This window comes from Rummeliibacillus sp. SL167, assembly GCF_007896505.1.
In the GTDB taxonomy this organism is placed as follows: Bacteria; Bacillota; Bacilli; order Bacillales_A; family Planococcaceae; genus Rummeliibacillus; species Rummeliibacillus suwonensis.
Map to the genome: position 1 here is coordinate 145330 of NZ_VCBM01000002.1, position 26677 is coordinate 172006.

At 35.8% G+C, this 26677-nt stretch carries 24 protein-coding genes and 3 riboswitches; of the genes, 15 read left to right on the top strand and 9 right to left on the bottom strand.

The window, feature by feature from the left end; translation table 11 throughout:
- The first annotated feature begins 34 nt into the window (after window positions 1-34).
- The gene (locus FEZ13_RS12110; RefSeq protein WP_146550240.1) at window positions 35-196 is read left to right on the top strand and encodes a YezD family protein; all 162 of its coding nucleotides are present in this window, start codon (window positions 35-37) and stop codon (window positions 194-196) included.
- Window positions 197-319: 123 nt separating this feature from the next.
- Window positions 320-430, bottom strand: a riboswitch (SAM riboswitch).
- A 123-nt stretch (window positions 431-553) separates the two neighbouring features.
- Here the strand turns inward: FEZ13_RS12110 and FEZ13_RS12115 are convergent.
- On the bottom strand, window positions 554-1729 hold the full coding sequence (locus tag FEZ13_RS12115) for a pyridoxal phosphate-dependent aminotransferase (protein WP_146552920.1): 1176 nt from the start codon (window positions 1727-1729) through the stop codon (window positions 554-556).
- A gap of 163 nt (window positions 1730-1892) precedes the next feature.
- On the opposite strand from FEZ13_RS12115, the gene FEZ13_RS12120 reads away from it, so the two are divergent.
- From FEZ13_RS12120 to FEZ13_RS12135, 4 genes are all read left to right on the top strand, one after another.
- The gene (locus FEZ13_RS12120) at window positions 1893-2690 is read left to right on the top strand and encodes a carbon-nitrogen family hydrolase (RefSeq protein WP_146552921.1); all 798 of its coding nucleotides are present in this window, start codon (window positions 1893-1895) and stop codon (window positions 2688-2690) included.
- Window positions 2691-2840: 150 nt separating this feature from the next.
- A riboswitch (SAM riboswitch) is annotated at window positions 2841-2940 on the top strand.
- A 124-nt stretch (window positions 2941-3064) separates the two neighbouring features.
- A complete protein-coding gene (locus tag FEZ13_RS12125) occupies window positions 3065-4078 on the top strand; it encodes a methionine ABC transporter ATP-binding protein (RefSeq protein ID WP_146552922.1) in 1014 nt (337 codons plus the stop codon).
- Window positions 4068-4760 carry a methionine ABC transporter permease gene (locus tag FEZ13_RS12130; protein WP_146552923.1) on the top strand — a complete coding sequence of 231 codons (693 nt, stop codon included), beginning with the start codon at window positions 4068-4070 and terminating at the stop codon, window positions 4758-4760. Before FEZ13_RS12125 ends, FEZ13_RS12130 begins: the two co-directional genes overlap by 11 nt.
- A gap of 146 nt (window positions 4761-4906) precedes the next feature.
- Window positions 4907-5746 carry a MetQ/NlpA family ABC transporter substrate-binding protein gene (locus FEZ13_RS12135; RefSeq protein ID WP_146550235.1) on the top strand — a complete coding sequence of 280 codons (840 nt, stop codon included), beginning with the start codon at window positions 4907-4909 and terminating at the stop codon, window positions 5744-5746.
- A 163-nt stretch (window positions 5747-5909) separates the two neighbouring features.
- On the opposite strand, the gene FEZ13_RS12140 is transcribed toward FEZ13_RS12135, so the two are convergent.
- Window positions 5910-6545 (bottom strand): hypothetical protein, encoded by a 636-nt coding sequence (locus tag FEZ13_RS12140; RefSeq protein ID WP_146552924.1) that lies wholly within the window; start codon window positions 6543-6545, stop codon window positions 5910-5912.
- 243 nt (window positions 6546-6788) lie between these two features.
- Between FEZ13_RS12140 and FEZ13_RS12145 the strand changes: the two genes are divergently transcribed.
- A complete protein-coding gene (locus FEZ13_RS12145) occupies window positions 6789-7736 on the top strand; it encodes an L-threonine 3-dehydrogenase (protein WP_146552925.1) in 948 nt (315 codons plus the stop codon).
- A gap of 492 nt (window positions 7737-8228) precedes the next feature.
- Here FEZ13_RS12145 and FEZ13_RS12150 read toward each other — a convergent pair whose 3' ends face one another.
- Window positions 8229-8555 carry a YflT domain-containing protein gene (locus FEZ13_RS12150; RefSeq protein ID WP_146552926.1) on the bottom strand — a complete coding sequence of 109 codons (327 nt, stop codon included), beginning with the start codon at window positions 8553-8555 and terminating at the stop codon, window positions 8229-8231.
- A 240-nt stretch (window positions 8556-8795) separates the two neighbouring features.
- Between FEZ13_RS12150 and FEZ13_RS12155 the strand changes: the two genes are divergently transcribed.
- Window positions 8796-10400: a long-chain fatty acid--CoA ligase gene (locus FEZ13_RS12155; protein WP_146552927.1), complete on the top strand. Its 1605-nt coding sequence runs from the start codon at window positions 8796-8798 to the stop codon at window positions 10398-10400.
- A 217-nt stretch (window positions 10401-10617) separates the two neighbouring features.
- Here the strand turns inward: FEZ13_RS12155 and FEZ13_RS12160 are convergent, their stop codons facing one another.
- Window positions 10618-11106 carry a QueT transporter family protein gene (locus FEZ13_RS12160; protein WP_370467706.1) on the bottom strand — a complete coding sequence of 163 codons (489 nt, stop codon included), beginning with the start codon at window positions 11104-11106 and terminating at the stop codon, window positions 10618-10620.
- Window positions 11107-11128: 22 nt separating this feature from the next.
- A riboswitch (PreQ1 riboswitch) is annotated at window positions 11129-11173 on the bottom strand.
- Between the two features lie 297 nt (window positions 11174-11470).
- Here FEZ13_RS12160 and FEZ13_RS12165 point away from each other — a divergent pair.
- The 3 genes from FEZ13_RS12165 to FEZ13_RS12175 are packed head-to-tail and all read left to right on the top strand — an operon-like array spanning window position 11471 to window position 14302.
- Window positions 11471-12472 (top strand): ABC transporter substrate-binding protein, encoded by a 1002-nt coding sequence (locus FEZ13_RS12165; RefSeq protein ID WP_146552929.1) that lies wholly within the window; start codon window positions 11471-11473, stop codon window positions 12470-12472.
- 17 nt (window positions 12473-12489) lie between these two features.
- A complete protein-coding gene (locus FEZ13_RS12170) occupies window positions 12490-13512 on the top strand; it encodes an ABC transporter permease (RefSeq protein ID WP_146550228.1) in 1023 nt (340 codons plus the stop codon).
- Entirely contained in the window at window positions 13505-14302 is a 798-nt protein-coding gene (locus FEZ13_RS12175; protein WP_146550227.1) for an ABC transporter ATP-binding protein, read from the top strand. The genes FEZ13_RS12170 and FEZ13_RS12175 overlap by 8 nt, the downstream gene beginning before the upstream one ends.
- A gap of 298 nt (window positions 14303-14600) precedes the next feature.
- Here the strand turns inward: FEZ13_RS12175 and FEZ13_RS12180 are convergent, their stop codons facing one another.
- Entirely contained in the window at window positions 14601-15401 is an 801-nt protein-coding gene (locus FEZ13_RS12180; protein ID WP_146552930.1) for an SMI1/KNR4 family protein, read from the bottom strand.
- A gap of 180 nt (window positions 15402-15581) precedes the next feature.
- Here FEZ13_RS12180 and FEZ13_RS12185 point away from each other — a divergent pair, with 180 nt between their 5' ends.
- Both FEZ13_RS12185 and FEZ13_RS12190 read left to right on the top strand, forming a co-directional pair.
- Entirely contained in the window at window positions 15582-16418 is an 837-nt protein-coding gene (locus tag FEZ13_RS12185; RefSeq protein ID WP_146552931.1) for an HNH endonuclease, read from the top strand.
- Window positions 16419-17324: 906 nt separating this feature from the next.
- Window positions 17325-17855 carry a hypothetical protein gene (locus tag FEZ13_RS12190; RefSeq protein ID WP_146552932.1) on the top strand — a complete coding sequence of 177 codons (531 nt, stop codon included), beginning with the start codon at window positions 17325-17327 and terminating at the stop codon, window positions 17853-17855.
- Window positions 17856-17975: 120 nt separating this feature from the next.
- On the opposite strand, the gene ilvA is transcribed toward FEZ13_RS12190, so the two are convergent.
- From ilvA to FEZ13_RS12205, 3 genes are all read right to left on the bottom strand, one after another.
- Entirely contained in the window at window positions 17976-19238 is a 1263-nt protein-coding gene (ilvA, locus tag FEZ13_RS12195; protein WP_146552933.1) for a threonine ammonia-lyase IlvA, read from the bottom strand.
- Window positions 19239-19584: 346 nt separating this feature from the next.
- On the bottom strand, window positions 19585-20277 hold the full coding sequence (gene bshB2, locus FEZ13_RS12200; protein WP_146552934.1) for a bacillithiol biosynthesis deacetylase BshB2: 693 nt from the start codon (window positions 20275-20277) through the stop codon (window positions 19585-19587).
- Window positions 20278-20292: 15 nt separating this feature from the next.
- Window positions 20293-20646 carry a YojF family protein gene (locus FEZ13_RS12205; RefSeq protein ID WP_146550223.1) on the bottom strand — a complete coding sequence of 118 codons (354 nt, stop codon included), beginning with the start codon at window positions 20644-20646 and terminating at the stop codon, window positions 20293-20295.
- Between the two features lie 709 nt (window positions 20647-21355).
- Between FEZ13_RS12205 and FEZ13_RS12210 the strand changes: the two genes are divergently transcribed.
- Window positions 21356-22801, top strand: coding sequence for a magnesium transporter CorA family protein (locus FEZ13_RS12210; RefSeq protein ID WP_146552935.1), 1446 nt, complete (start codon window positions 21356-21358; stop codon window positions 22799-22801).
- Window positions 22802-22907: 106 nt separating this feature from the next.
- Here the strand turns inward: FEZ13_RS12210 and thiD are convergent, their stop codons facing one another.
- On the bottom strand, window positions 22908-23741 hold the full coding sequence (thiD, locus tag FEZ13_RS12215) for a bifunctional hydroxymethylpyrimidine kinase/phosphomethylpyrimidine kinase (protein WP_146552936.1): 834 nt from the start codon (window positions 23739-23741) through the stop codon (window positions 22908-22910).
- A gap of 622 nt (window positions 23742-24363) precedes the next feature.
- Here thiD and FEZ13_RS12220 point away from each other — a divergent pair.
- A complete protein-coding gene (locus FEZ13_RS12220; RefSeq protein WP_146552937.1) occupies window positions 24364-25098 on the top strand; it encodes a DUF4230 domain-containing protein in 735 nt (244 codons plus the stop codon).
- Window positions 25099-25104: 6 nt separating this feature from the next.
- The gene (locus FEZ13_RS12225) at window positions 25105-25782 is read left to right on the top strand and encodes a uracil-DNA glycosylase (RefSeq protein ID WP_146552938.1); all 678 of its coding nucleotides are present in this window, start codon (window positions 25105-25107) and stop codon (window positions 25780-25782) included.
- Window positions 25783-26677: the final 895 nt, after the last annotated feature.

The window sequence follows — 26677 nt, forward strand, 5'->3', positions numbered from 1 at the left end:
TACGGAAAAATCAATTTGTAAAGGAGAAAATCATATGACCCAACAGTTGAATGAGGACTCAGAACAAATTAGAGCCATTTTAAATGCCATTAAAGGACTTCAATTTGGAGAAGTGCATATTACGATTCAAGATGGAGTAATCGTACAGATTAATCGCCTTGAAAAGCAACGATTCAGCAAATCAAAAGCTAAATAATATGAGTATGCTTAGGTAAGTTTGGTCATTAACTAGAAATAGCAAGATCGATCCATCATGTTTCATAAAAAAGCCCCTCTTTCTTTTAAAAGTAAGAGGGGCTTCACCTTTGTGAGTTCACCTCTCTTATCGATCAAAACATTTTTCATGTTTTGCAGGAATTAGCACCTTTCCTCAATATGGGAAGGTTGCCGAGCTTCATAGGGCCAGTCCCTCAGCTACTCTTGATAAGAGATTATTTTTAAATTTACGATTATTTAGTCTAAAGTAAAAAGTTAGTACATTGAAATACTGTTTTCTGTAAAAATAAATTAGGATAATAGAAATATTGGTCTTCATTCATTAGCCAATATTTTTTTATACCGTTTCTTTAAATAAATTGAGTTGTCCAATTCTTTTGATTGCTTCTGTTAATTTTTGTTCATCTACTAATAATCCTACACGTATATAACCTTCACCGTGTTTGCCAAAACCATTACCAGCAGCAACAGCGACATCTGCTTTCTCTAAAAGAAAATCAGCAAATTGTTGACTTGTGAATCCTTTTGGAACAGGAAGCCATGCAAAGAAAGATCCCTTTGGAGCTGTTACAGGCCATCCTACTTCTTTACATGCTTTGATAAGAGTATTTCTTCTGCTTTCATAAATAGCTACTTGTTCTTTGACACAAGATTGATCTCCAGTTAATGCTTCAACTGCTGCTAATTGTATTGCTGGGAATAGGCTAACAAAGAGGTGATCTTGTATAAGGTTTAATGCTTCAACAATTTGTGCGTTGCCGATGGCGAAACCAACACGCCAACCAGCCATGTTAAATGTTTTTGATAGCGTATAAACTTCAATGCCTACTTCTTTTGCTCCTTCCGTTTGGAGGAAACTGATGGGTTTGTTGCCATCAAAGCCAATTGCACCATAGGCAAAGTCTTGCAATACGGCTATATTATTTTCTTTTGCTAGTTTGACGGTTTCTTCATAAAATTCTTTTGTAGCGATACCACCTGTTGGGTTGTTCGGGTAGTTCAAGTACATTAATTTAGCTCTTTTTTTAACATCTTCAGAAAGCTGTTGATAGTCTGGAAGAAAATCATTTTCAGCTAATAGTGGCATCGTTTCAAATTTTACATCTGCCAATGTTACACCAGATAAATAATCTGGATAGCCGGGGTCTGGCAACAACATTGTATCCCCAGGATTGAGGATCGCTAAAGGCAGTTCAACAAGTCCAGCCTTGGCACCGAAAAGAATAGACACTTCTGTATTAGGATCAATGTCTACATTGTATTCTCTTTTGTAAAATGTAGCGATGGCTTCTTTTAATTCAGTTAATCCTCGAAATGGGGAATATTTATGCGTTTCTGGATTAGCCGTTGCTTCTTGCATTGCTTTGACAATATGTGCTGGGGTTGGTTTGTCAGGATTACCCTGCCCCAGATTGATAACATTGCGACCTTCTGCGACCGCTTGATTTACTTGCCTTACAAGGTTTGCGAAAAATTGTTTAGGTAAATTTTGTAGTTTTTCAGATAACTCCATCGTATAATTCCCTCCAAGTCTCTCATAAATGTATTAAGACGCTGTACTATACATTTGAATTAGAAATAGCTAGAATAATATAAAGCTTAATTTTCAGAATAAAAAAATGATTTAGTAAAAATAGTATAACCTTTTTAAGAAAATGTCTATAGGTGGTGCAAAAATGAAAGTAGGATGTATTCAATTAAATGTAGCTTTTGGGGATGTTGAAAAAAATTTTACAAGAGCAGAGAAATTTATTCGCCAAGCAGCAAGTAAAGGGGCTGAACTCGTCATTTTACCGGAAATGTGGAACACGGGTTACGCTTTAGAAAAATTAGATGAACTTGCAGATGTGAATGGTGAAAGAACAAAGAAATTTCTTCAATCGTTAGCATCAGAGCTCCATATTCATCTTGTGGGTGGTTCAGTAGCAACCAAAAAAGAAAAGGGATTCTTTAATACGATGTACACCGTTGATCATCATGGTGAATTAGTAGGCGAGTACGATAAAGTCCACTTATTTCGCTTAATGGATGAACATCTGCATTTATCGGCAGGGGAGACACAAAACAATTTTGTATTAGGCGATTTGCCAGCAGCTGGCGTGATCTGCTATGATATTCGTTTTCCAGAATGGCTGCGACTTCATGCATTAAAGGGAGCTAAAGTCTTATTTGTATCGGCGCAATGGCCAACTGCAAGAATCGATCATTGGAAAGTGTTATTGCAAGCACGCGCTATTGAAAATCAATGCTTTATCATTGCAGTTAATCGGATCAGCCACAAAGAAGAAAACTTTAATGGTCAATCGATGGTTATTGAACCATGGGGCGAAGTGTTATGGATCGGCCAGAAGGACGAGGAATTGTCCATAGTCGATGTGGACTTTTCAAAAGTGGATGAAGTACGTAAGAAAATTCCAGTGTATGATGACAGACGCCCAGAATTATACAAGGATATTTTAAACAGAAATATTTAACCTATATATGAAAGAATAGGATTTTAATGGTGCAATATATACAATTCTACAGATGATGAATAGAAGTCATATATAAATTTTTAAAATTCATTGACAAATGGCTTAAAAGGAAATATGATGAGTATCATAAACTTACAACTTGACAAATGGAATTTATCATGAGCGACTGAGGGAAAGGCCCTATGAAGTCCAGCAACCCCCATTAGGGAAGGTGCTAATTCCTACAGAATTTATTTCTGAAAGATAAATAAATGTCGATAAAAAGATACGTCTTTCAGTAGAAAGGTGTATCTTTTTTTATAAGAATACGTAGTTTACTGATAGATTATGTATATTTTATACAATAGCAATTTGATAGGATTAGAGGGATGTATGTGCTGGAAATACAAAATGTATCAAAGGTATACAAAGCAAAAAAGAAATCAATAATTGGTGTAGATCATGTTTCTTTAACGATTAGAGATGGAGAAATATTTGGTATCGTTGGTTATTCCGGGGCAGGAAAAAGCTCTTTATTGCGCTGTATTAATTTGTTGGAACAACCAACGGATGGACAAATCCTAATTGATGGACAAGATTTAACAAAGCTAAAGGGCGAGAAGCTTCGTCAGGCACGCTTGAAAATCGGTATGATCTTCCAACACTTTTATTTAATCAGCCAAAAAACAGTCGGTGAAAATATTGAATTTGCACTGAAGGCTGCAAAATTACCAAAGGAATCGCGCAATGAACGAGTTGAAGAATTGCTCAATATGGTAGGACTGACAGATAAAAAAGATGTGTTTCCATCTCAATTAAGTGGTGGACAAAAGCAACGTGTAGGGATAGCAAGAGCATTAGCTAATAATCCATCTGTATTGCTTTGTGATGAAGCAACGTCAGCACTTGACCCAACTACTACCACCTCTATTTTACGACTATTAAAGAAAATTAATCGTGAACTTGGTATTACGATTATTCTTATAACCCATGAAATGGATGTTGTAAAAGAAATCTGCGATCGTATGGCGATTATGCAGAATGGTAAAGTGATAGAAGAGGGCCCTGTTTATGATATCTTTGCCAATCCAGAAAAGCCGTTAACACAAGAATTTATTAGCAGTATCGTATCTTTCGATATTCCATCAGTGATTCTACAAAATGTCCAAGGACAGATTGTTAAAATTTTGTTCAAAGGTGATATAGCTGGTGAAGGAGTCATTTCGGACATGCTTCAGCAATTTAAAGTACAAGGTAATTTCCTTCATGGCACGATTGAATATATTCAGGAAAAACCACTCGGCATTTTTCTAATGGAGTTGGATGGACAAGTAGCAGATATAAAACGTTCGATTTCTTATATGGAAAGTCGAGGAGTAACAGTGGAGGTGTTAGACCATGTTATTTGATCCAAGTCATTTTGCTGACATGCTTCCAGATATTTGGAAAGCATTTGGTCAGACCCTTCTAATGGTGGGCATTGCCTTATCAATCGCTTTAGTGATTGGTTTACCACTTGGGTTACTACTGTTCATCACCAGTAAAGGTCTATTTTCTACAAGTAGATCAGGACTGCTTGGGAATCGTTTCATTAATATAGTTGTTGGTTTTATCGTCAATTTAATTCGCTCGATTCCATACATTATTCTTTTAGTAGCATTATTCCCATTCACAAAATGGTTAGTAGGTGACACGATAGGACCGATTGCTGCAAGCGTTTCTCTATCTGTTGCATCGACGCCATTTTTTGCAAGACTTGTTGAAACATCTCTTCGTGAAATTGATAAAGGAGTCATTGAAGCATCAATTGCTGTTGGGGCAACACGTTGGATGATTATTAAAGACGTATTGCTTCCTGAGGCAAAATCAGGTGTGATTCAAGGGGTTACGATGACGATTATTAGCCTAGTTGCTTCTTCAGCGATGGCAGGAATTATTGGTGGTGGCGGTATCGGTGACTTAGCCATTCGATTCGGCTACTACCGTTATGACAATACCATCATGATTGCAACAGTTGTTATTTTAATCGTGATTGTCCAAGTGATTCAATTAGCTGGTGATGCAATAGCAAAAGTAGTAGATAAACGTTAAGCGGAAATGGCTCGTTCAGTTGCGACAGTTGTTTTAGGAGCTTGAAACAAAAGCGTCATCTTCGTTTTTGACGGAAAGCGACCTTGAGCAGTTGGAAAATGATAAGTCAGAGATTTTCATAGATAATAATAGGAGGCTTTACAATAATGAAGAAATTTTTACTTGTTTTATTGACTTTAGTATTAGCTACAGCTTTAGCTGCTTGTGGCGAAGATAAAGCAAAAAAAGACACAGACAAAGCGACAGAAACAAAGGATATTAAAATTGGAGCAACAGCTGGCCCTTATAGTGATATGCTAAACAAGGCAATTGTTCCTGAACTTGAGAAAAAAGGTTATAAAGTAAAAGTAGTAGAATTCAGCGATTATATCCAACCAAACAAAGCTTTGGATTCAGGAGATATTGATGCAAACTTGTTCCAACACTCTATATACTTGGAAAACTTCAATAAACAAAATGGTACAAAAATCAAAGGATTAATCATTGTACCAACTGCACCAATGGGCTTCTTCTCTAAGAAATATAAAACAGTAGCTGACATTAAAGACGGTTCAACAATAGCAATTGCTAATGACCCTTCAAACTTAGCTCGTACTTTAAAATCATTACAAGAACAAGGTTTAATCAAAATTAATGATAAAATCGATGAATTAAAAGCTTCTACAAAAGATATTACAGAAAACCCTAAAAATTTAAAATTCAAAGAAATTGAGGCAGCAGGTCTTCCTCGTGCTGTTGAAAGTGCTGATATAGCCGGCGTACCAGGAAACTTTGCATTAGCTGCAGGTATGAAATTACAAGACGCTGTTTTTCTTGAAAACATGCCAGATCAATTCCGTAATGTTGTAGCAGTACGTCAAGCAGATGAAAATTCACAACTTGCAAAAGATCTTAAAGCAGTTGTAGAATCTGCTGAATTTGAAAAAGTAATCGATTCAGACTTCAAAGGATTTGGTAAACCTGAATGGATGAAAAATAGAAAATAAGCAAAATCAATGAAATCAATAAAAAGATGGTATATGTAGTTTACTTAAGGAATCTTTTTCAAGAAGAATATGTCAATACAAAAGGCGCAGAACACTGTTTGATCAGTATTCTGCGCCTTTTTCTCGTATATTTTAACCAAATGAAACGTCATAACCAATTTACTTACTTCAATTTCTCCCCCAATTTTCGAAAATTATGAACGAGCAAATACTTTTGAATGCCCCTCGCTTGTTGAATGGCCTTTGTAGCATGATGTTTAAAATTTTCGCCATCCTGCTGTTTAAAGGAAATCAAGCTTTCAATGGAAGGTGACATCCAGTTTTCTGTAAGCTTCGGCATTAAGATTTTCGCCTGTTCAAAGTTTCCTAAATAGGCTTCACTATGTGCAATCATGTAACTTTGAAAAGGCTCTTTTGTAATTTGCTTTGCTTCTGATAAAGCACGATCATAATCTTTTTCAAGAATTGCTAATATAGAAGCATAATTGTGTTTTATATAGGGTTGCTGATGGGAGGTAATAATCTTTTGTAGGGCAGCTCTTTGTTCAACTACAGATTGGTTGGCGATCGCATATGGATATGCATATAAGGATCGGTGTTTATTGGCTTTAAGAAAACGTTCAACTGTCTTGAGATTATTTGTCCATAAAAGCGCGTTGAAGTAAGGGTACATGGTGAATGAAAAAACATAAAGAAAAAGCAAAATGAAAATTAGCCATTTTGGAATATCCATTAACAACAAAAAAGTACAAGCGATAATGGCAAATAAATAAATCAGCGTTAATTTCCATAACTGCATAAATTTCACTCCTTTTTACTCATTATAATCAAAACTTTCAAAAAAGTCTTTTTATATGTATGTTCACTGAAGAAAAACAGATATTGTATTTTTTAAAAATACATTATATAATTGCTGTAATAGAAACACTGATTAAACGCAAATTAAATAGAATAAATTGTATTTCTGAAAAACACAATTGTATTTATATAAAACGTGTATATTCCAGAAGTACATTTGTAGCTAGCAAGAGGAGGAAATAAAATGAAAAAAATTATGATCACTGGTGCATGCGGTCAAATTGGTTCAGAGTTAGTAGCGAAGCTCCGTGATGAATATGGTACAGACAATGTATTAGCAACAGATATAAGAAAGGTTCCCACACAGGCTGGACCTTTTGAATTATTAGATGTCATGGATGCACAGCGTATGCATGATATAGCAAAAGAGTTCGGCGCAGATACGATGATGCATATGGCAGCGTTATTATCCGCAACGGCAGAGGCAAAACCTTTAATGGCTTGGAATTTAAACATGGGTGGGCTTGTCAATGCATTAGAGGTTTCTCGAGAGTTAGGTTTACAATTCTTCACACCAAGTTCTATTGGCGCATTTGGACCATCAACCCCAAAACACAATACACCACAAGATACATTACAGCGTCCAACAACGATGTATGGTGTCAACAAAGTGGCTGGTGAATTGCTGTGCGATTATTATCATACACGATTTGGCATAGATACTCGCGGTGTTCGCTTCCCAGGCCTAATCTCTTATGTAACGCCTCCAGGGGGCGGTACAACAGATTATGCTGTAGATATTTATTACAAAGCCGTACAACAAGGAAAATATACATCTTATATAGCAAAGGGTTCATATATGGATATGATGTATATGCCGGATGCATTACAAGCAATTGTTGATTTAATGGAAGCAAACCCGGATAAGTTAATCCATCGTAATGCCTTCAACTTAACAGCAATGAGTTTTGAGCCAGAAGAGATTGCAACATCGATTCGTAAGCAAATGCCAAGTTTCAAAATGGATTACGATGTTGATCCAATTCGTCAAGCAATCGCAGATAGTTGGCCAGATTCTCTTGATGCAAGTGCTGCAAAGGAAGAATGGGGATTTAACGCTCAATATGATTTGGATGCAATGACCATTGATATGCTTAAAAAGCTAGAAAAAAAAATTAGCCATTCAGCCTAATTGAATAGTAGGGTAAAGTGAAACTCCATCAGTGGGGGATTTTCTTCACCCCCCACAGATGGTTAGCTGAACCAATCGGACTTATACGGGCAGTTGCCCCCCATCTATCTTTCTTGTTTTTTCTAAATCTTGAGAGGGGGAGTTTTACTGCCCGTTAAAGCGGGATAAAGTNGAACCAATCGGACTTATACGGGCAGTTGCCCCCCATCTATCTTTCTTGTTTTTTCTAAATCTTGAGAGGGGGAGTCTTACTGCCCGTTAAAGCGGGATAAATTTAAAAAAGCAACTTATAAGCGGGGGATAATCTCAACTTATAGGTTGCTTTTTGTCCCACATTGATGGCAGCAAAATCTATCTCTTCAAGACACAAATAACGAACGAAGAAATAAGTGGGGATCAACTATATGGAAAGTCTGATGTTCAACTAACACACAGTGAAGAAAATCCCCCGCATTAGGTGAAGTTTCGCTTTATTCATTAAAATAAATACAATCATTGTAATGTTCTGGCGATAATAATGAGTTTTCCTTGATCTAACTCTTTTTCCGCTTGAGCGGCTTCTTCTTTACTCAAACCAACAGCTTCCATTTGACTGCGAAGCTCGTTACCACGGGCAACTACATAATTTTTCATGAATCTGAAAAATCCTTGTTCTTTGATACCTACCTCGGCTGCATGGAGTGCATCTGCAATATCTTCTTCGCGTTCATCACCATGAGCAAAAATATAAATATTATCGCGGCTCAAACCTTGTGATTCTAACTTCTCAATTTGATTTTTTGCTTGTACTGCATTTTCTACAGAAATGTTACTGATCATTTCAATCTCCTCCTATTTTAGATGTTACTTATGGTATTCCCCAAAATGAAAAGATTAAACGTTTCTATTTTTAGTTAAATCATATCGTTTATTCATAAATTTTTTTTAAAATCATAATATCAATTAGATGAATAGAATTTTCTGCACTAGTTGAGCTGATAGTTAGAAAATTGAAATGTTCTTATGGATTGATGATGGATGATTTTAAAAAATGATCACAAATAAGGGGATGGTTGAGTTATGATGCAGACACCACTAGTATTAACAGATTTTATCAAGAGAGCAGAACGTTATTTTCCAAAGAAATTAATCATTTCACGAACAGCTGAAAATACGATCCATCGCTTCACATACAAAGAATTTGGGCAACGTACTCGAAAATTAGCACATGCGTTGACCAAATTGGGGATGAAAAGAGGAACGAGAGTGGGTTCCTTTGCATGGAATCATCATCGACACTTAGAAGCTTATTTTGCTGTTCCTTGTGCAGGAGCTGTCCTCCATATGGTTAATATACGTCTATCCCCAGAACATATTATTTATATTATCAATCATGCAGAGGATGAAATATTATTAGTGGATGGGGATTTGTTTCCATTAATAAAGAAAGCGATTCCATTATTGAAATCTGTGAAACATATTGTGGTCATGCAAGATGGCCTGGAACTACCTGAATCAGCACCAGATAATATTCATTCATATGAACAGTTGATAGCCGATGCAGAAGAATATGAGTTTCCAGAAGATTTAGATGAAAATATGCCAGCGGGAATGTGTTATACGAGTGCAACTACAGGATTTCCGAAAGGTGTTGTTTATACACATCGCAGTATAGTGCTGCACAGTTTAGCACTTGGTTTAGTAGATTCATTTGGACTTCACGAGAATGATATAGCAATGCCTGTTGTCCCTATGTTCCATGTCAATGCATGGGGAATACCATTCGCAGCTGTTAATTTTGGCACAACTCAAGTATTGCCTGGACCTATGTTCACACCCGCGTTGCTGTTAGATCTAATCGAGCAAGAAAAGGTGACCTTAACGGCGGGTGTACCTACGATTTGGCTAGGCGCATTAAAAGAATTAGAAGAAAAACCAAGAGATATATCATCCCTGCGTGCCATTGTTTGTGGTGGATCTGCATCACCAAAAGGACTCATCAAAGCCTTTGAGGAAAAATATAAAGTGCCATTTATCGTAGGATACGGGATGACGGAAACAACGCCAATTGTCAGCCTGTCTACTTATACATCTGAAATAGAACAATGGTCAAAAGAAGATAAACTAAATATTCGTGCAACCCAAGGTTTAACAGTACCATTAATCGAAACACGCATTGTAAATGATGATGGAGATGCTCCGTGGGATGGTAAAACGATGGGCGAGTTAGTCATAAGAGGACCATGGATCGCGGATAAGTATTACAATGATGAAAGAACCGCGGAAGCATTTAAAGATGGCTGGTTATATACAGGTGATATCGCGGTGATCACACCAGAGGGTTATATTAAAATAACTGATCGAGTAAAAGATCTTATTAAAAGCGGAGGAGAATGGATCTCTTCAGTGGATCTTGAAAATGCTTTGATGACACATGAAGGGGTGTTTGAAGCCGCAGTGATTGCAGTGCCAGATGAAAAATGGCAAGAAAGGCCACTTGCCTGTGTAGTTCTAAAAGATGGGAGCACAGCAACAAAAGAAGAGCTTTTTTCCCATTTAGAAGGACAATTTGCTAAATGGTGGATACCTGATGATATCGTTTTCTTAAAAGAGATTCCCAAAACATCTGTAGGAAAGTTCTTGAAAGCCAAACTTCGTGAGGATGTAAAAGGACGTAAACCATGATAGATTATGTATGCATTCATAGATTTATCCCACCTTTAACGGGCAAGTAAGATCCCCATCTCAAGATATAGAGAGAAACGAGAAAGATAGATGGGGGATGAAGAAAACCCCCACTGATGGAAGCTTCACTCTATTAGGTTTTTCAGATATCTACAATAAGAAAAAGAGCATTTCAATGAAAGTTTCAAAGAAATTGCTCTTTTTGCGTGTAAACCGTCTATTCTTCTATCAATTTATTAAAATGAAGGCGCTTATTTAATAGCATCATCACAGGAATACCTACAGCCATGACTGCAAATTCACCAGCCGCGCAAGTAAGCCATGTCAATAAGAATGGTTTAAGTGCAAATGGGATATCTCCCACAAGTTGGATCTCTATGGCGATTAGGAACATCATAATCGTAAATACGATCGTATTAAAGATCATACGTGTTGCCTGTCCTTTAATAAAGCGAGCTGACCAAATAGTAATGGCAAGCGATAAGATCGATTGCCCAACACCAAATGCTAAATCATACATACCAAGCGGTGAAAACAGATTGGCGATGAAGACTCCTAAAACAATACCTATCATATACTTTTTGTTAAAAACAACAAGATGATTGAACATTTCTGATAGACGAAATTGTATAGCATTGTAGCCAAAAGGTTGGACAAGCATTGTTACAGCAATATATAGTGCTGCAATAATCCCGTTGATAACCATTGATTTTACTTTCAATTTTTAGTTCCCCCTAGTTTTTTTACGTGGGATGGTTTCGAACCGCGATATTGTTAGAAATAAATTTACATTGTAAATATATTAAATGGAAATGTCAAATCATATTTTTGAAAATAGAAATGTATAACGCAGTAGATTGTTTAAAAGATTCACAAAACGGACACATTTTATAAAATGTATGGAGAATCCTTATAAACAAGCATTTCATCGCAGTGAAGCGTTGAAGTTCAACGCGATAAACTAATTTAAACATTCATAATATTATTGACGGTTATAAAAGTCTTCTGTAATAATTACTGTGTTTAGTTACTAAAAGAATAAGAGACAACAAGAATTTGAGGGGGATATTATGAAGAAAACGAAAAAGTACGCATTGCTTTTGATGACAACTATCATCGTATTAGCTTTAGCTGCGTGCGGTAGTAAAAATAATTCGTCATCTGATACAAAGGATTCTAATGCAACAGAAGGCAAAACATATAAAGTCGGAATTACACAAATTGTAGAACATCCATCATTAAACCAAGCTACAAAAGGTTTTAAAGCGGCTCTTAAGGATGCAGGATTAAAAGTTGAATATCAAACTGAAATCGCTCAAGGGGATCAAAGTGTTAATACGACAGCTGCCAATAACTTGGTAGGAAGCGGCGTCGATCTAATCTTTGCTAACTCTACACCAAGTGCACAAGCGGTAGCTGCGGCAACATCTGATATTCCAATTGTTTTCACATCGGTGACAGATGCAGTTGGTGCAGAACTTGTAAAATCAATGGAAAAACCAGGTGGTAATGTAACAGGTACGGTTGATACACATCCTGATGCTATTCCAAATACAGTTAAATTTTTATCAGAACAATTAGGTGCTAAAAAAGTAGGAATGGTGTTTAACTCAGGTGAACAAAACTCTCGTGCACAAGTAGATATTGCGAAAAAAAAAGCAAAAAAAGCGGGCATCACAATTGTTGAAGCGTCAGCATCAACATCAGCAGAAGTAAAACAGGCGACAGAATCATTAGTTGGTAAAGTGGATGCCTTTTATATCATTACTGATAATACAGTTGTGTCAGCTCTTGAGTCAGTACTAGACGTAGCAAATGATAAGAAAATTCCTGTAATGGTAGGGGAACTTGACTCTGTAGCACGTGGTGGTCTTGGAGCATATGGCTTTAACTATTATGATATCGGTTATGAAGCAGGTCAAAAAGCAGTGGAAATCTTGAAAAATGGTAAAAAACCAGCAGATATCCCTGTTGCATATCCTACAAAATTAAAACTTGAAATCAACAAAACAACAGCAGATAAAATTGACGTAGACGTCAAAGATGAATGGAAAGCAGAAGTAGTTAAATAGATAGGAGATGATTCTTTATGTTTACAGCAATTTTCGGCTCAGTCGAGCAAGGGATCATCTATGCAATCATGGCACTCGGAGTGTATATTACATTCCGAGTGTTAGATTTTCCTGATTTAACAGTAGACGGTAGCTTTGTAACAGGTGCCGCAACAGCAGCAACAATGATCACATTAGGATACAATCCGATCATTTCCACAATATGTGCAGCATTGGCTGGCTTTGCTGCTGGTTCCATTACAGGTCTTTTGCATACGAAGGCAAAAATCAATTCACTATTATCAGGGATCTTAATGATGATTGCTTTATATTCGATTAATTTACGAATAATGGGGCTGACAATAGATACAGCTGTTGGACGACCCAATATTCCACTTGCCAATTCCGATTCATTATTCACAGCATTCTCTGAATTCTGGGGAAAACTAGGAATCGATAAAGCTTTCAATGGTATGTTATCAAACATGGGAGTTGAACATGTTCCAAATACTTGGGGCACAGTTTTCATCATGTTTATTTTGACTTTTGCGATTAAGTTTGTCCTTGATTGGTTCCTCAAAACAGAAATTGGTTTAGCTATTCGTGCAACAGGTGATAATGGCAAAATGATCCGCAGCTTTTCTGCAAACACCGATACATTAACCATCTTAGGCTTGGGGTTATCCAATGGTCTAGTTGCACTATCAGGCGCTTTGATCGCACAATACGGTAAATTTGCAGATGTTGGTATGGGCATTGGGATGATTGTGATTGGATTAGCTTCTGTTATCATCGGTGAAGCTATTTTTGGTACCAAAACAATTGCTCGTACAACGTTTGCTGTTATTTTCGGAGCCATTATTTATCGAATTGTTCTTGCACTAGCATTGCAAGTTGAATTTTTAGATACAGGTGATATGAAGCTAATTACGGCTGTTATAGTAGTGATCGCGTTAGTTATCCCAACTTTAAGAGCAAAGCAAAAAGAGAAATCCCGCATAGCTAAACGCCGTGCTGAACATGCTAGAGCAGTGAAACAGGAGGGGAAGAGGAGTGCTTAAATTAGAAGGGATCAATAAAATCTTCAACGAAGCGACACCCGATGAAAAAATTGCTTTAGATAATATTCATTTAGAGTTGAAAACAGGTGATTTTGTCACTGTTATTGGTAGTAATGGTGCTGGTAAATCTACGATGATGAATATGATTTCAGGGGCCTTAACACCAGATCTTGGGAAGATTGAGATTAATGGCAAGGATGTCACTAGACTGCCAGAACATAAACGGTCGCATTTTATCGGTCGTGTATTCCAAGATCCAATGGCAGGTACAGCGCCAACAATGACGATTGAGGAAAACTTAGCAATCGCTTATTCACGTAATCAAAAAAGAACGCTTCGAATAGGTGTAGATAAAAAGCGCCGAGAATTTTTCAAGGAATCATTAGAAACATTGCATCTTAATCTTGAAAATCGTTTAAATGCCAAAGTTGGTCTGTTATCTGGTGGAGAACGCCAAGCTCTGTCATTATTGATGGCTACCTTTACAAAACCAAATATCCTTTTACTAGATGAACATACAGCTGCTCTCGATCCATCAAGAGCAGAGTTAATTACTAATTTAACAAAACAGCTTGTAGAAAAAGATAAACTAACAACGTTGATGGTTACACATAATATGCAACAAGCCATCGATTTAGGAAATCGTCTAATTATGATGGATAAGGGACAAATTATTTTAGAAGTCGAACCATCTCTGAAAAAAGATTTACAAATAGATGACTTGATGCTTCAATTCCAACACATACGCGGAGAGAAAATGGTATCCGATCGAACTTTATTAAGTGTGTAAAGTATCTAAAGAGCCTTGTAATCGGTAAAGATCTATTTGGAAAAATAAAAAGATCATTCGGAGAGATACTGATGGACGAGGTTTTTAAAGAGTTGAATATTATATCAAATTGAATATTAGGCGACTCTCTCGGTGTTAAGAATCCTAGGTTAAATAGGGTTCTTAATACCGAGTTTTTCTTTGCTGGCTGTAATAATGAATCCACGCTATAATGCGATCTTTATATGCTTTGTCATGAAATTAACTGTAAACAAGACTTTTTATAAGTAATTATTGCACTCATCGATGGTAAAAAATATTATCTTATTTTTTCTTGCAATATTTCAACAGAACTTAAAACATCAGGATCCGTATCATTCTTTAGTATGTTTATTAGTTTATAGAGTATATCTTTATCTAGTAAATAGTCCAATGTATTGGCGGCATCAATAACCGATATTCTTATTTCACTATCGCTATGATGAGCTAGTTGTATTAATTTTTCTGTATACCAATTTAAGTCTATATGATCCATTTCTTCTATATCTTGAGCAATGATATTTATTGCATCAATTATTTCGTCGATATTGTTTTCTTTTATAAAACGTTCTACCTCTTCTTGGGATGTTTGAGGAGCTCCATACTTTTCGAGTAAGAGTTCCCCAGTATTTTCTTGAATAAATAATTTTGAAATAAATTCACTAAAAGAATTAGCTATAGTTATGATTTCATTACTGTCATTATTGATATAAATAATGGGAGGTTCTGTTTTGGTATTTCGGTAATCAAAAGCAATCCATTCTGAACCATCTCCACTAATTAAGACAATATTTTTAGGCATGTCCCACTCTTCTAAATAATAGGGTGTTTCCAATATTCCTGAATCTTTACCAATTCCTAAGATGTGATCGATATACCCGGAAGTATCATCCCATGCAGTAGGTTTTGGACTGTGGAAAGCATTATAAATAATTTCCCCACCATTCTGAACTTTGAGTACATCAATATATTCTTTTGGTAATTGAATGTCAAAAAATTTTTCAGTTTTCTTAATATCAGAATTTTTCAGCTTTTTTAATTTGTATGTATCTTCAGGGTTACTTGCCCAAAATTTATTCATACGAAATTCATCCCTTCACATAAAAAAGTATTATAGACACATTATAATGTAAAATTTTTATAATTTAAATATTATTTTAAATTTTTGTTTACAATTATATGTTTTTAATGTAATTTATATTACGTTATCCTTTTTTGTAAAAATATATAAAAAATATTTTATAAGGAAAAGAGATGTTATATGAAAAAATGGTTTAAAATTACTATAAACTGTATGATTCTTATTTTATTGTTTAGTCTGATTCTTCCTAGCTATGCAAGTGCGGAATTGGATTCATCCGAGACTGAAGTTGATAAATATTGGAAATATGAAAATGGAGATTTAGGATTATTATCCGTTCCTAGGACCGGTAATTTATCCGGTTATGTTAATACATCAAGTGGACTACAAATATATGACGAGGTTGTATTTGATGATCCTTATTTAATTGATAACACATCTTCGGAAGATTTAAATTATAATGATACAGATAATCTATCATCATATTCAAAGATAGAATTCGAAGATACTACCTCACCGATTGATAGTGAAGATAATTATTTGGAATTATCAAAAGCGTATGATTGGATAACACCAGCATTAAAAGCAGCAACTTATGTTGTTGGAGCAAAAATATATGTTAGACAATACTTGAAGGAAACAACTAAAAAAATTCTTGTTAGGAATGGAAAATTAGCAGGGAAAAGCCATCCTAAAACTAATGTTAAATTTACTAAAAATGGTTTCCCAAAGTTTGAACATAAATATCAAGTTAAATTACCAAAAGCATATTGGAAATCGTCAAATACTAGACAATTTAACTGGGCTAATGAAAGGCTAAAAAGAAAAATTGAGATAAATTCTATTTATAGTAATAAATTTACTGTATATCAGCAATTGGAAATCAGATCTGGAAAGACTCCGTCAGGGTATGTATGGCATCATCATGAAAGAACAGGATATTTGCAGTTAGTAGATAAAAATGTGCATAAGAGAACTGGACATACTGGAGGAAAGTCTATTTGGGGTTCATTATAATTTGCTACCAAAAAAACCATTTTTCTTATCATTATTGATGGGCACTTTTATAACATCAAACACATTCATGGACGTAGTTTTTAAAGAGTTAGATATTATATCAAATTGAATATTAGGCGACTCTCTCGGTGTTAAGAATCCTAGGTTAAATAGGGTTCTTAATACCGAGTTTTTCTTTGCTGGCTGTAATAATGAATCCACGCTATAATGCGATCTTTATATGCTTTGTCATAATGACTAAAAACGGTCTTATATCTTAGAATATAGAAATAGTTTTCTAGCCATATAAAAAAATTCTATAAAAACCTTCTAAAACTTTTAAAATAGAGGCTTTGCCAAAACATGTGCTTGACGAAATGAATAGGCATATTTATTGGTAAAAGATAGTGTTTAATAGTTAATTTTAGCTTTAGCTAGATCTTCGCTGCGGCTTGCTCGAGTCATCGAAAATGCATACGCATTTCCTTCGTGCGGTGTTGATTCGATGAAGCCAATTCAATGTCCCATGGGAAAAGCGAACAGATGAGATCTTGCACGGAGCGATTTAAGGAACGAAATCTAAGAACACCACGTCCTGTGGCAACGACTCCGTGATAACATCCTGTTGCTCCCAGCGTTCGCCCGTAGGAAAGCGTGCAAGCCGTAGCGGAAATCAGTAGGACATCTAATTTTTATGCCAAGAACAGATTTTGGTGTAGAGTCTAAAAATATCAATTTTTTAAGTTTAATATCCAATTAAAGCTCAATTCTTTAATATCCGCTATAATAGAATCAACTTAAAATAATAGAGAATGGATGACCATTTTAATTTTTAAAAGATACATTTAAAAGTTACGATAATGGCTGTAAAATAGATGAAATAACATTGATAGAGAAAATCCTATATGTAAAGCTGGGAGCATTTAGATGAATAAATTTTTGCCGAATATGTGGAGTATTTGTTTATTACTGATTTTTGGTTTTTTAACGATCATCGGTGTCGTTGCACAAATAGCCAGCAATCCAGATTTGAATAGTTGGACGTGGCGTCAAATAGTGATGCTCGTTATAGGTATCGTCGTTTACTTTTTGTTTTCATTTTTAGGTTTTTATTACTTGATCGCGCGTATGAAAATGCGAGGGATCTGTTGGGATGAAGAAGGGGTATATGTAGATTTTAGCCACCATAAAATATACTGGCATGAAATTGAGGGTATCTATTGTACAAATTATCCTGGCGTCGGTAAAGCAACAGTGATCGCTACATCTACAAATTCTAAAAAAGACATCCAAAAGCGTCTTGATAAATTGAAATCGCCAGTTTCAAGGTATTCCTTTGATATTTTTTGGATCAGTGTACAAAAGTCCAAAATAATGCATGAGCAGCTTCTTTATGACTTTGAACAATATAAAAAAAGTCATATGGCTGCCTATCATAATGGTTATTTCATACAATAAAACCTCCAAAGATCATGGCTTCTTTGGAGGCTTTTTTACGATTATTTACAAAGGAAGATTTTCATTTTTATGCTTATAAGGAGAAGTTTTCTTAGGTATTGGCAGTGTTTATGACCAATTTTATACTAACAATGCAAACAATGTACGATCATTATTCACAACTTGGAATGAGAAGTTGTTGTTCTTCATACGTTCAAGTAATCCAGCATAATCTTCTGGACGTTTCAATTCAATCCCGACTAGTGCAGGGCCGCTTTCTTTATTGTTTTTCTTTGTATATTCGAAAGTTGTGATATCATCTTCAGGTCCCAAAACTTGAGTTAGGAATTGACGAAGTGCTCCTGCGCGTTGTGGAAAGCTGACTAGGAAATAGTATAGCAATCCTTCGTGGATAAGTGATTTTTCTTTGATCTCTTGCATACGGCTAATATCGTTGTTACCACCGCTAATAATACAGACGACGGATTTACCTTTGATTTGATCTTTATAATAATCGAGTGCAGCAACAGGCAGAGCACCAGCAGGCTCTGCGATGATAGCATGCTTATTATATAAGTCCAAAATTGTTGTACAATCTTTTCCTTCTGGCACAATAATGATATCATCTAAATATTTGTTACAAATTTCAAATGTTTTTTCACCCACACATTGAACGGCAGCACCATCAACAAATTTATCGATATGCGGTAATTCTACAGGATGACCTTCTGCAAGTGCTTTTTTCATACTTGCAGCACCAGCAGGTTCAACACCAATAATAGATGACTGTGGTGAAACATTTTTCACATATGTGGCAATTCCAGACATCAAGCCACCACCACCAATAGTACCGAAAACGTAATCTAAAGGCTCTTCAATATCGTTCATAATTTCAACAGCGACTGTTCCTTGTCCGGCAATAATCTCTGCATCATCAAATGGGTGGATAAAAATATGTCCATCTGCATCTGAGAATTCTATTGCACTTTTCGCGGAGTCATCGAAAGTATCTCCAGCTAAAATAATTTCGACGAATTCACGACCAAACATTCGAACTTGGTCAATTTTTTGTTTTGGAGTGGTTGTTGGCATGAAAATATGTCCATGAATACCTAAATGGGCGCAAGCGTATGCAACACCTTGTGCATGGTTTCCTGCACTAGCACAAACAACACCTTGTTCGCGGGCTTCTTCCTCGATTGTTTTGATTTTATAGTAAGCGCCTCGTAATTTAAATGAGCGTACGTGTTGCAAATCTTCACGTTTTAGGTAAACATTACACTCATATTTTTCAGATAGATATTCATTCTTTTGTAAAGGTGTATGCACGACGACGTCTTTCAAAAATTGATAGGCGATTAGTACATTCTCTACCTGTACAGTATTTTCTTGTTGTACAGTCATCTTAAAACCTCCTGCTTTCAGTAGTCATCAAAATAGTTTAACTTATTATATCTCTAAAATCGCAAAATTTTAAGTTAATTCTAAATATTTTATATAATAATTACGAAAATGAAGAAAATGGATGGAGTAAGTGGCTTTTTATCATAATCAATGTTTTGAAAAAAGGGCTATACATCTACAATTTCTGGGGACACTGAAAAATAATAATTTCGCCATTTTTATTGATAAACGTTTAATCCCTTCTTCTGTTTTAAGAATTAAAGCAGTCATTTATCACATTTTGGGAGATGGGTTGAATTTTTCAGTGTCTTTATCTTTTCGTGTAGTGTAGCCCTTTGGATTTTAATTAGAAGCTAGCTTCAAAATCTTCATGCCAGCGGTAAGAATACATACGTTCAATTGTGAGCCAGTTATCCTCATTTGTAGCACCTTCGTTTTTTCGTTTGGCTTCTTCTTGAAGGATCCAGCCAGTTTGTGAAATATGTGCATGCATGGAATTCCATTTCGCCTCTTTTACATCGCGTATGTCATTCACAATATCTGGTTCGCCAAGCCCTTTTAAAGTATCGTTAGCAAATGCGACACCATATAGGCGAGGACGATTTTCTTCAGGTATGCGCCGTACTGCTCGAACAATAGCTCTTGCAGTAGCTTCATGATCAGGGTGTACTGCATAATTTGGATAAAAGGTGATGATGAGGGAAGGATTTAATTCATCGATTAGATCCGTGATCATTTGAACCATTTTCTCATCATCTTCAAATTCAACAGTCTTATCCCGCAGACCCATCATACGTAAATCTTTGATGCCGATCGCGTCACATGAGGCTTTTAACTCCTCTTTACGGATAAGAGGCAGTCCTTCACGTGTTGTAAAAGGTGGATTTCCAAGATTACGTCCCATTTCGCCAAGAGTAAGGCATGCATATGTAATGGGTGTACCAACTTTTGCGTATTGTGCCAATGTTCCAGATACTCCAAATGCTTCATCATCTGGATGAGGGAATACAACTAGTATTTGACGTTCAGGTTGTAGCATGAAATTCAACTCCTTTTAGTATGCAAATGGTTTTTCGCTAATTTCTAAAGCGACAGCTAATTTGCCGTCATAGCCGTGTCCAGCCATCAATAAGCGACCCAGTTCATCTAATTCATAGTGTGTAATACCTTGTGCATAGACCCAGCCATTGTCGTGTAATTTCAAGCCAATACGATGCGGGGAATCTGGTGTTACTTTCCCTAGTTCATAACGTAATTTGACATTACGTATAAAGGCGCTGGCATTGAATACTTTTTCATCGAAGTGACTTGCATAGGCACCGTTCGTCGTTTCTAAGTGTATATAGACTTCCTTATTAGCAAAGGAATTTAAAAGTTCTTGAAGCTTTTTTGTATCTACTATTTCCATCAAAATGCTCCTTTCAAGGGATAGAATCCTATTCTCCTAGTATAGTGAATTCTCTATATAAATGCGATTACTAAGTATCTTTTGGACTGATCACGCAATCACAAACAGTCAGTCTCCACATCAAGCCGCAAGTAAAAACAGGAATGAGAAACAAATTGTCTGTAAAAGTCCGAGTGGTTCAACCAATACTCATTGAGAGATAAAAGGACTCCTCAATAGTGAAGTTTCACTATATAGCAGTCTATTTATTTTGGTGTTCATGTGAATCAATTTCATAAATCATTTTCTTTTTAAAAAATACGAACATTTAAGAATAACTAATTTTGATAGTTGTGGAGCGGAAGACGGCGACTCCTCGAAAATGCATGCATTTTCTTCGTGCGGTGTGAGTTCAAGGAGGCTTTTCAAAGTCCTACGGGAAAAGCTTGAGCTGAAAGCCCCGCAGGCACATTTTAAGGGACAAAGCCTAAGTTCGCCACGTCCTGTGGCAACGGCTTCGGGGTCAACATCGTGTCGACCCGAGGAGATTGAAGCCAAGCCCGTGGAAAGCGCCGTCTGGAGCGGAACAAAAACTTCTGAATATTAATGTCCGTGTTGATTCGAAATGTTCGTGTTTTTCATCTAAATTTTGCATTATGAAATTGATTCATGTAAATGTTGTTTATAAAAAAGGCTATAATGGGAATAATAGCTATGGGAGGCGAGAAGGGTGAACTTTACATTACCAAGTGTGGACGAAGAAAGTAAGATTTCAAAAGCATTGATGACGTCTATGATGCCTTTTTTATTTGTCGCTAAAAAAGATAAGGAATTGTCAGAAGAGTTATTAGCAAATGGTTTTAAATTTTTTGATCTGCAAGATGAAACACAGGAATCTGCCTATTATGGAGATATCCACATTTCGAACATTGCACTGAATCAACATTTTTTGCCGTACATAGAACGCCGTCTTTTTCCAAGTAGTATGGATGAAGATGCTTTCCATCGTTTTTCGAAAGCGATTCCGAAAAAAGGTGAATTAGTCATTCATGAACGTCATTATCATTTTCAAATATTAAGTGTTGATGTGATCCTTTGCCCATTTGGTGTTGGATTCGTCAATCTGCGTATTGAATTAGACAGTGAGTATTCATTATCCGAAGCATTGGATTTTATGCATCATTTTCGAATACTAGAACCCAAAACATTGGATGAAAAAGGCGTTCGACTTTTTGTTTCATCTTATACATTTCATACGATAAATGATTTCATCATGATGTATATTTGTCCAGAGATTCAGCCTTTTACCATTCATGATGAAGTACGAAATGGCTATTATGGAAGCTTGCCTTTTTTTGAAGATGAGCGGATGCTTGTTTCCTCCTATATTGAAGTCGATGAAGATGAATTGCCTATTGAGCAGATTTATCGAGCTAGTCAATTAGACGGCTATACAGAAGATGGCATTCCGTTAGTTTCTGCAGGAAATAAAGAACATATGAAAGACTATTTACAAACGAAGGTCAATAATCGATACATGCCAAAATTATGCGATATCACGACAGAACATGTTCAGACAACGATTGTTTTTCGGCAAGCGGACGATGTATTGAGAAAGAAAGCAAGAGCTCGATTTATGGGCGTTCATTATTACAATGTATTATTACACTATTTTTATAAACTAACATTATTAGAATTATCCTTTCGATATAGTGAACTTTCTTGGAGAAAGGATGAAATATATGTCGAAAAATTAATGAAACAAATTACCATGTTTTCTTCTAAATTTTATTTCCAAGAAGTTAGCAGTCGATCATCGAGTAGGGAAACGGCTAAAAGATTACGTAATATTTTTAGGATTGATGAGTTATTTGGAGATGTTGCCAAAACATTGGATGCCCTCTATGTTAATCAGGAAAAAAAAGCAGATCAAAGACAAAACCAATTACTATTTATCTTAACGATGTTCTCAGTGATTTCTGGCATTTTTGGGATGAACCTTGTTATAAATGAATGGGGCAATGATTATAATTGGATGAAAGTTTTCGAGTATTCCATATACGAATGGATTTGTCTCATAACAGCGGTGTCAGGACTTTTGATGTCTGCTGGTTTATTATTGAGCACCGTTTATTTATGGTGCCGACGCAAAGTACAATTAAAAAAATGGTATTAAAAATGATGAAAAAAGCATAATTGAATTTTGTCCTATCATAAAGTATAAAAAAGCTTCCACCTATAAGAATAGAGTGGAAGCTCTCTTTTGTCTGCTCTTTTAGTTATTAAATTTCTGTTACTGTAATTTCTGGAGCTCCATAAACGGCTTTTGCACCATGCATAACAGGTCCAACAAATTGGTTTAATTTCCAACCGTGAGTAATGGCAGCAGCTACAAATTCTTTTGCTTCAATAATGGCTGCTTTTGCATCAAGACCATTTGCAAGGTTTGCTGTAACAGCCGCAGCAAACGTACAACCTGCGCCATGATTATAAGTTGTATTGATTTTTGGTGTTTCCAATAAATAATGTTTTTCACCATCATAGTATAAGTCGAATGCTTTGAGGGGATCGATTGAGCGACCACCTTTGATGACAACGTTTTTCGCACCGAGGGCGTGAATCTTTTCAGCGGCTTCTTTCATTTCGTCAATATTTTTAGGTGTTTTGATGCCTGCTAATTGACCTGCTTCAAATAAGTTTGGAGTTGTCACTAAAGCAAGTGGAAGTAAGTATGTAATCATGGCATCAACATTTCCAGGGTTCAACACTTCATCTTCCCCTTTACATACCATAACTGGATCAATGACAACATTTTGTACACCTGAAGCTTTAATGGCTTCACCAGAAGTTCTAATCACCTCTTCTGTTGATAACATACCTGTTTTAAGTGCATCGATACCTGTAGAAAAAGTTGTTTTTAGTTGTGCTTTAAGAGTATCGATTGGCAATGTATAAACGCCATGAGACCAGTTATTATCTGGATCCATTGTAGCGATTACAGTAACAGCGGCCATACCGTAAGTTCCGTGTTCTTCGAATGTTTTTAAATCTGCTTCTAAACCAGCACCACCTGATGCATCAGAACCAGCGATTGTTAATGTTTTTTTCAATGACATAGTTAAAAAACTCCTTTGTAAATGGAATGATCAAATTTTTCGGATAACAGCTATTATAGCTTGTCCTTTTATCGCTTTTTCATAAGCGGAATATGCGCAATTCTATCGCTTCTTATTATATGTATTAAACTGAATAGAAGAAAATAGTCAAAAAGCATAAATTTAATATGGTCAGTTTTAACTTGAAAGAGAAACTGACTGAATCATTTCCCACAAAAAATAACAACATTGATTGTGATAAAAGCTATGATCGTTGCTATAATATAGTGATTTTGGTGATAGAGCCCATCACTAAAGCAATAAATACAACCATCATGATCAAAAAGAGCAGGTAAAAGAAAATCATTCCTACTGACTCCACCTTTTCAGGTACATATGCTTTATTTTTTGTATATCAGTCATTATTTTTCAACTGTATGGCATAGTTGCTTTGGATTTTATTTGCTCCATTCAGCTGTTTTTTATTGATGTAGGTTGATAGAATGAGAAAAATAAATGATATTGAAACTTGATGCTTCGACAACTAGTCTATTATTTCGCTACAATAACTTAAAAATAGATAAATAGAAAGATATAATAAGATTAAGAAAGATATAATAAGATTAAGAAAAGAGGGATACTTATGAAAAAAAATAAAGAGTTAGAAAAATTACTAAGGAATCTTCATGTAGAGGAAGAACAGGCAGCCACCATTATGGAGGCTGCACAAGGTTCTCAAACTCATTTTCAAAATAGATGGGGGATAAAATCATTAAATATTTGGAAAATGTGGGGTATTTTATTTATTATTTTAATAATTTTAATCGTACCGTTTGTAACATGGAACCTTATTCAAGGAAATAGTTTCGCAGAACAAAAGGGCTCATTTGTAGAGCGAATACAAGATCTAAATGAGTTAACAACAGTAGAAGTATATACGAAGGCTGTGGTTGAGCAGGAAGATAATAAACTGTTTGGAAAAGAAATTGGAATGGATTTGCCTGGAATAAATAGTAAAGTATTGGTAATTGTCCCTGGTGGTGTTAAAGCAGGTGTTGATTTTTCAGGTGTAACCGAAAAAAATATAGAAGTCGATGAGAAGAAAAAAACAGCTACAATTACTCTACCAGCTGCTAAAATACTAGGAGAACCAGAGATTTATCTTGATAAAGCACAGGTAATTACGGATACAGGCTTATTCCGTAGTAAGCCAGATATTAAAAAGGGCTATGATTTAGCAGATGAGGCAAAAAAACAGATGATTGAAGAGGCAACAACACAAGGTGTGCTTAAAATTGCTGAGAAAAACGCAAAAAATTCAGTAGCGGATATGTTCTCACTAGTCGGGTACCATGTCACAGTAAAATTTAAGGAGTAGTAGTAAATGACAAAAATTATTTTTGATAATGATTGGCAAGCTGTATTAGGAGAAGAATTTGATAAACCATATTATTTACAATTGCGTGAGTTTTTAAAACAAGAATATTTTACGCAAACAGTTTATCCACCGATGCAAGATATGTGGAATGCCTTTCGTTATACACCTTATCATAAGGTGAAGGTAGTCATCCTAGGGCAGGATCCTTATCATGGCCCGGGTCAAGCTCAAGGAATGAGTTTTTCCGTGCGACCAGGAGTACCGCATCCACCAAGTTTACAAAATATATTGCAAGAATTACATGATGATTTGGGGTACGATATACCTCGTGATGGTACATTAATCAAATGGGCACAACAGGGGGTTTTGTTATTAAACACAGTACTCACTGTTCGTGCTCATCAAGCCCATTCACATAAAAATCAAGGTTGGGAACAATTCACGGATACAGTGATTCAAAAATTATCTCAAAGAGAAAAACCAATCGTCTTTGTGCTATGGGGAAGACCTGCACAACAAAAAGAAAGACTGATTGATACCAAACGTCATGTTATTATCAAGGCACCACACCCAAGCCCTTTGAGTGCACATAGAGGCTTCTTTGGTAGTCGTCCTTTTTCCAAGATCAACCATCAGCTTATTGCATGGGGTGAGGAGCCAATCGACTTTGATTTGACAAAATAGCCATCTAAGGAAAATCCCACTTTATATCAGGGAAAAAAGGTTTCTATTTCAGGGAAGAAATTGCTTTTTATCCACGGAAAATAGTATCCACGGGAAATAGGACTTTATCCATGGGAAATACGATTCTATCCATGGAGTAATACATTCCATCCACGGAAGTCGCTCGCTCATCCACGGAAAAATGAATTGTATCCACGAACGAGAAAATTTAAGTCTTCTCCCGTTTCATTCAAAGGACTAAAAATGAATGATTATTCCCAAAAAGTAATACTAAAATAACTTGAAAACAAGCTATAAATAAAGTCTTCAATCTCCATCGAGGTTGAAGGCTTTTTAAAATCCGAATGATTTTAATTAGATTCATTATTATTTAAATGAGATGTAATCAACGGAGATGCCGAGTTTCTTGCCAAGTGGATATCCTACGCATTAGAAACTCTTAAATTATCGCAGTGGAAACCAAAGGATTAGGAGCCGTAACGAAGACAGGAATGCTCATAGCCAAAGCCACTGTCCAAGCAGGCGTCTGTCCTGTGCGACTATTCATCTTTATGGTCAATCAGCGGGGATGAGGAAAACCCCACTGATGGATGCTTTACTTTATTTTTAACGTAATTGGACCTACAAAAACGAAATTCAGTCAAACAACTTTTGTTGTACCTAACTCTCAAAAAATAGATAGAATAGATATTTCTTTTGATGAAAAAGGTTATAAAATGTTAATAGAAACGCTTTATCAATAGCCAACTAAGAGAAAGAAGAAAAGTATCATTTCTTTGCTGTATACTTATTTTGTTTTTGAGTGATATAATTCAATAAAAAGCTGCCCACAGTATGTTGCCAAAAAGAAAAGGAGCAGTTATTCCACACAATAAAACGATCAAAAGTAAAAATG